Source organism: Streptomyces phytophilus (assembly GCF_013870535.1).
Taxonomy (GTDB): domain Bacteria; phylum Actinomycetota; class Actinomycetes; order Streptomycetales; family Streptomycetaceae; genus Streptomyces; species Streptomyces phytophilus.
In genome coordinates this window covers 1-6,361 of sequence record NZ_JACBXC010000249.1, presented here as the reverse complement: position 1 = coordinate 6,361, position 6,361 = coordinate 1, and the positions used below count along the sequence as shown (strand labels likewise).

The window sequence follows — 6,361 nt, the reverse complement described above, 5'->3', positions numbered from 1 at the left end:
CGTCGACGTCATCGAGCGGCTGGACGCCGAGGCGCTGCTGCCGGCGATCACGTTCATCTTCAGCCGCGCCGGCTGCGAGGGCGCCGTGCAGCAGTGCCTCTACGCGGGCCTCCGGCTCAACGACGAGGAGGAGCGCGCCGCGGTCCGCGAGATCGCCGAGCTGCGCACGGCGGCCATCCCCCGCGAAGACCTGCACGTGCTGGGCTACTTCGACTGGCTGGAGGCCCTGGAGCGCGGCATCGCCGCGCACCACGCCGGGATGCTGCCGACGTTCAAGGAGGTCGTCGAGGAGCTGTTCGCCAAGGGCCTGGTCAAGGCGGTGTTCGCGACCGAGACGCTGGCCCTGGGCATCAACATGCCGGCGCGCTCGGTCGTGCTGGAGAAGCTGGTGAAGTGGAACGGCGAGACCCACGCCGACGTCACGCCCGGCGAGTTCACGCAGCTGACCGGCCGCGCGGGCCGCCGCGGCATCGACATCGAGGGCCACGCGGTGGTGCTGTGGCAGCGCGGCATGAGCCCGGAGTACGTGGCGGGGCTGGCCGGCACCCGGACGTATCCGCTGCGCTCCTCCTTCCGCCCCTCGTACAACATGGCGGTCAACCTCGTCGCCCAGTTCGGCCGGCACCGTACGCGCGAGCTGCTGGAGATGTCCTTCGCGCAGTTCCAGGCGGACAAGTCCGTCGTCGGCATCTCCCGCCAGGTGCAGAAGAACGAGGAGGGCCTGTCCGGCTACCGCGAGGCGATGACCTGCCACCTCGGCGACTTCGAGGAGTACGCGCGGCTGCGCCGCGACCTGAAGGACCGCGAGACGGAGCTGGCCCGCCAGGGCGCCGCGCAGCGCCGCGCCGCCGCCGCGGGCTCGCTGGAGAAGCTGCGCCCCGGTGACGTGATCCACGTGCCCACCGGCAAGTTCGCCGGCCTCGCCCTCGTCCTCGACCCCGGCACGCCCGCCGGCCGCACCAACGGCCACCGCGGGCTGGAGCAGCACGACGGCCCCCGCCCGCTGGTGCTCACCGCCGCACGGCAGGTCAAGCGGCTGGCCGCGATGGACTTCCCGGTGCCGGTGGAGGCGCTGGAGCGGATGCGCATCCCCAAGTCGTTCAACCCCAAGAGCCCGCAGTCCCGGCGCGACCTGGCCTCCGCGCTGCGCACCAAGGCGGGGCACCTGGAGCCGCGGCGGCACCGCAAGGAGCGCGCCCCCGCCGCCGACGACAGCGAGATCGCCCGGCTGCGCAAGGCGATCCGCGCCCACCCCTGCCACGGCTGCGACGAGCGCGAGGACCACGCCCGCTGGGCCGAGCGCTACCACCGGCTGCTGCGCGACACCCGCCAGCTGGAGCGCCGCATCGAGGGCCGGACGAACACCATCGCCCGCACCTTCGACCGGGTCTACGCGCTCCTCACCGAGCTGGGCTACATCGCGGAGCAGCGCGGCGGCGAGCAGGTCACCGAGGACGGCCGCCGCCTCGCCAGGCTCTACGGCGAGCTGGACCTGCTGGCCTCCGAGTGCCTGCGCGAGGGCGTCTGGGAGGGCCTGGGCCCCGCCGAGCTGGCCGCCTGCGCCTCCGCGCTGGTCTACGAGGCCCGGCAGTCCGACGACGCCATGGCGCCGAAGCTCCCCGGCGGCGGCGCCAAGCGGGCCCTGGGCGACATGGTGCGCATCTGGGGCCGGCTCGACGCCCTGGAGGAGGACCACCACATCAGCCAGACCGAGGGCGTCGGCCAGCGCGAGCCGGACCTCGGCTTCGCCTGGGCCGCGTACCAGTGGGCGTCCGGGGCCGGCCTGGACGAGGTGCTGCGCGAGGCGGACATGCCGCCCGGTGACTTCGTGCGCTGGTGCAAGCAGCTGATCGACGTCCTCGGGCAGCTGTCCGCGGCGGCCGACCCCGAGGGCACGGTCGGGGGCAGCGCCCGCAAGGCGGTCGACAAGCTGCTGCGCGGCGTCGTGGCGTACAGCTCGGTGGGCTGAGCAGGAGCGCTCTCCCGGGCGGGCACTACCCTTCCCGGGTGATCTCCTACGACGATCTGACGCCCCCGGAGCGGGAGTTGTGGGCCGCGTTCCCCGAAGGCCGCCCGGTGGACCTGCGCACGGGCGACGCGGATCGCGACGACCCCGCCGGCGGCGCGGGCTGGGGGCCGGAGCGTACGGTACGGGCCGCGGTCCTCGCCGCGCTGCTGCTGGGCGCGCACCCGCCGCAGCCGGGCGACATAGCCGCGCTGCGGCTGGCCGGGGCGCGGATCGCCGGAGGGCTGGACCTGACCGGGGCGGAAACGGCCCACCAGATGCGGCTGGAGCACTGCTTCTTCGAGGGGGAGGTGAGGCTCAACTCGGCCACCACGGGGGGCGTACGCCTCGACGACAGCGTGCTGCCCCGGATCGACGCCCGGCTGGCCCGGATCGAGGGCGCGCTGTCCGTGCGGCGCTCGGAGGTCGCCGGGGAACTCCTGCTCACCCACGCGCGCATCACCGGAGAACTCCTCCTGCACGGTGCCCGGTTCACCGGCCCGCCCGGCTGGTCGGTGGTGGCCGGCGGCCTGGAGATGGGCGGTGCGGTCTTCGGCACGCACGGGTTCACCGCCACGGGCGGCCTGCGGTTCGTCGGCGCGCGGCTGATGGGCGGCCTCTTCCTCAACGACACGCGGTTCGGCGCGGCGGCCGACGGCGCGGCGCTCGCCCTCGGCCATGCGCAGGTCACCCTCCTCGACCTCTCCGGCGGCTTCGCCCCCGCCGGCCGGGTCGAACTGCGCGCCACCCAGGTCACCGACATGGTCACCTTCGACGGCGCGGACCTCGGCGGCTGCACCGGCATCGACGGCGCCCGGATGCACGCCACCGACTTCCGCTTCGCGCCCGCCGTGCCGCCCGCCGGGCCGGTGTCCCTGGGCGGCGCGCAGGTGACCACCCTCCACGACGACCTGCGGAGCTGGCCCGCGGCCGTCCTCCTCGACGGCTTCACGTACGGGTCCATCCAGCCCGCGTACGCCGCCGGGCAGGGCTCCGTGGAGCGCAGGCTCGACTGGATACGGCGCGGCGCGGGCTACGCCCCGCAGCCGTACGAGCAGCTCGCGACCTGGTACCGGCAGATCGGCCACGTCGACGACGCCCGCCGCGTCCTCCTCGCCAAGCAGCGCGCGCGCCGCCGCATCCTGCGCCCCGCGGGCCGCGCCTGGAGCCTGCTGCTCGACGGGACGGTCGGCTTCGGCTACCGCCCCTGGCTCGCCGGGCTGTGGCTGGCGGCGCTCACGCTGCTGGGCAGCCTGGTCTTCGCGGCGGGGGACAGCAGGCCCGTGCGCGAGGGCGAGGGACCCGGCTTCCACCCCGTCGTCTACGCGCTGGACCTGCTGATCCCCGTCGGGGGACTCGGCCAGCGCGACTCCTGGTACATGTCCGGCGGCGCGGCGGAGATCCTGTCGTACGTGCTCGTCGCCACCGGCTGGCTGCTGACCACGGCGCTGGTGGCCGGGGTGACGCGGACCCTGGAGCGGACGTAGCGGCCCCGGCCGCCGCGCAGCCGTGACCGGGTGACGCCGCTGCCCCGAACGTGGGAGAGGCACGGGGTGGTGCACTGCCGGACCGGCGCGGGCCGTGACCCTGTGAGCCATGCGTTGGACCAGACTCTGTTCCGCGGCGGTCTCCGCCGCCGCCCTGTCCGTACTCGTGGCCGCACCCGACGCCGCCACGGCCCCCCGCGAAGAGCCGCCGTGCACGGCGGGCACCGCCCCGTACCAGCGGGAGCTGGAGAAGGAGCTGGCGCTGGAAGTCGACGGCCGGCAGAGCCCGGAGGACTGCGCCGCGATCCGCGAGTTGCAGCGCCGCCTCGGTATCAGCCCGGCCGACGGCCGCGCCGACCTGCGGACGTACCGCTACGTGCTCGCCGACCGCGTCCGCCGCGACCCCGCCGAGCGCAGCGGATGCCCCGCGCGCACGTACCGCGTGACGTGCGTGGACCTGAGCCGGCAGCTCCTGTGGGTGCAGCAGGACGAGGGGCTGGTCTTCGACCCGGTGCCGGTGCGCACGGGCCGCGACGGGCTGGAGACCCGGGGCGGGTGGCACCGGATCTACTGGCGGAACATCGACCACTTCTCCACCATCTACGACGTCCCCATGCCGTACGCGCAGTTCTTCGACGGCGGGCAGGCCCTGCACGGCACCGAGGACGACCTGTTCTCCTCGGGCTCCGGCGGCTGCGTGAACCTCACGCTGGCGGACGCGGAGGCGCTGTGGGACCTGCTGCGCGAGGACGACCACGTCTACGTCTGGGGCACGAAGCCGGGCACGGGCGGCTGAGCGCCACACCGTGCCCGGGTCGTGCCGCCCCGGCGGCTACTTCTTGCCGCTGTCGTCGCGCTTGTTGTCCAGCTCGACGGTCACGCCGTCCCCGGCGTTCTCCTCGGTCACCTCGTACGGGCCGCTGACGCGGTCCTCCGGGAGCCGGTAGCCGTCGGGGACGGCGGTCTCCTGGAGGTAGTACTCGCCGAACTCCAGGCCGTCGAACTCGCACCGGCCGCGGCTGTCGGTGGCGCAGGCGGCGCCGACCCGGGTGTCCGGGTCGGCGCCGCCGGTCTGCAGGCCGTCGACGCCGTTGGTCTCGCGCCAGAGCTGGAACACCGCGCCGGCGAGGGGGTTCCCGTCGTGCTCGTCGGTCTTGACGAGGGTGATTTCGCCGGTGCCGGGCTCGACGGGGGTGCGGGTGTCGCGGGCGGTGACCTCGACGCCTTCTTCGATGTTGGCCGGGGTGAGGACCAGCGGTCCGAAGACGTCGGGGTCGGGGAGGTCGTAGCCGTCGGGGGCGGCGGTCTCGCGCCAGTAGTACGTGCCCGGGGGCACGGTCCGCGCGCAGATGCCCTCCTCGCCGGTGGTGCAGGTGCGGCCGACCCGGGTGTCGGGGTCGGTGCCCGCGGTCTGGAGGCCGTCGACGCCGTTGGTCTCGCGCCACAGCTCGAACTCCGCACCGGCCAGCGGCTCGCCGGTCTCGTCGTCGACCTTGGTCACCTCGACGACGCCGGTGCGGGGGACGACGGGCGTGGGGGTGTTGCGGGCGGTGACGGTGACGCCGTTCCCGGCGTTCTCCTCGGTCAGTTCGAGCGGTCCGAAGACGTCGGGGTCGGGGAGGTCGTAGCCGTCGGGTGCCGCGGTCTCGCGCCAGTAGTACGTGCCCGGGGGCACCGTACGGGCGCACTCGCCCGCCGCGCCGGTGGTGCAGGTCCCGTTCACCCGGGTGTCCGGGTCGGTGCCCGCGGTCTGGAGGCCGGGGACGCCGTTGGTCTCCTCCCACAGCTCGAACTCGGCGCCCGCCAGCGGCTCGCCGGTCTCGTCGTCCGTCTTGAGCACCGTGACGTCGCCGGTCACCGGCTCCTCGCCGCACTCCGGCAGGTCGCCCTCGAACGGGTACGCGTGGATCTCCTGGCCCCCGCCGCCCGTGGCCGAGCTGGTGTGCAGGAGGGATCCGGTGGTGAAGAAGCGGCCGTTCATGCCGGGGACGCTCACCGCCGTCGTGGACGACTGGTTGCCCACCAGCACGCTGCCCTGGAACTGCCCGGTGCCCTGGAACGACACGTCCGCGGCGTCGGGGAAGTTCCACAGCAGCCGTTCGCGCACCTGGTTGAAGTCGCTGCTGTCGTCGATCGTGCCGCTGTACGTGCTGATCGTGCGGGCGTCGCCGTACACGTTGATCAGGACGGTGGCGTCGTCCGGGATGTTCTGGAAGCGGATGCCCTCCTGGCCGCCGGCCGCGCTCATCATGTCGAAGTCGACCTCGAACACCTGGAGGCCGGAGCTGCCGTCGCCGGTGAAGACCGTCTCGCCGAGGTTGTGCAGCACGGTGCCGTTCGCGGGCCGCCGCTCGGTGCCGCTGTACGCGTAGCAGTGGCTGGCGTCCGTCAGTTCGTCGCGCAGTCCGACGTACGGTTCCGCGGCGGCGTCGTCCTGCTCCAGCGTGGCGTTGACCTGCCCGGTGACCGTGCCGGCGTGGCGGACCACGCCGCCCTCGGCGAGCAGGCGCTTGCCGTCGGCGATCCTGATGTCGCCGCCGGTGGTCAGCCAGTCCGCGCCGGGGGAGGGCGCGACGCGGGAGCCGACGCCGACCTCGCCGATGTTGTAGATCTGGCTGGCCTCGGGGTTCTTGTCCATGTCGAAGTCGTCGAGCACGACGATGCGGCCCTCGGCCTCGGCGGCGCGCTCGCGGACGAGGTAGTCCTCGCCGACGTAGATGTTGATCGCGTCGTCCCGGTAGGTGAGGGGGCCGTTGTTGACGGGCGGGTAGCCGTCGGGCGGGCAGTTGCCCGGCACGCACGGCCCGAGCCCGCCCGAGTCGAAGAAGTCCTCGTGGAAGTCGTGGATCAGCTTCAGCAGGTCGGTGCA

At 73.9% G+C, this 6,361-nt stretch carries 4 protein-coding genes; 3 read left to right on the top strand and 1 reads right to left on the bottom strand.

What is annotated here, in order from left to right; genetic code table 11:
* The 3 genes from H5J30_RS13885 to H5J30_RS13875 form a co-directional block, all read left to right on the top strand.
* The coding region (locus H5J30_RS13885) for a DEAD/DEAH box helicase (RefSeq protein ID WP_181787744.1) at positions 1–1,969 on the top strand (1,969 nt) is incomplete at its 5' end.
* 38 nt (positions 1,970–2,007) lie between these two features.
* On the top strand, positions 2,008–3,492 hold the full coding sequence (locus tag H5J30_RS13880) for an oxidoreductase (RefSeq protein WP_181787743.1): 1,485 nt from the start codon (positions 2,008–2,010) through the stop codon (positions 3,490–3,492).
* A gap of 109 nt (positions 3,493–3,601) precedes the next feature.
* Positions 3,602–4,288 carry a L,D-transpeptidase gene (locus H5J30_RS13875; RefSeq protein ID WP_181787742.1) on the top strand — a complete coding sequence of 229 codons (687 nt, stop codon included), beginning with the start codon at positions 3,602–3,604 and terminating at the stop codon, positions 4,286–4,288.
* Positions 4,289–4,324: 36 nt separating this feature from the next.
* On the opposite strand, the gene H5J30_RS13870 is transcribed toward H5J30_RS13875, so the two are convergent.
* Positions 4,325–6,361: choice-of-anchor A family protein (locus tag H5J30_RS13870; RefSeq protein ID WP_181787741.1), on the bottom strand; the 2,037-nt coding region annotated here is incomplete at its 5' end.

Coding starts and splice junctions, on each gene's coding strand:
- H5J30_RS13875 (WP_181787742.1), top strand. CDS start 3,602: ATGCGTTGGACCAGACTCTGTTCCGCGGCGGTCTCCGCCGCCGCCCTG.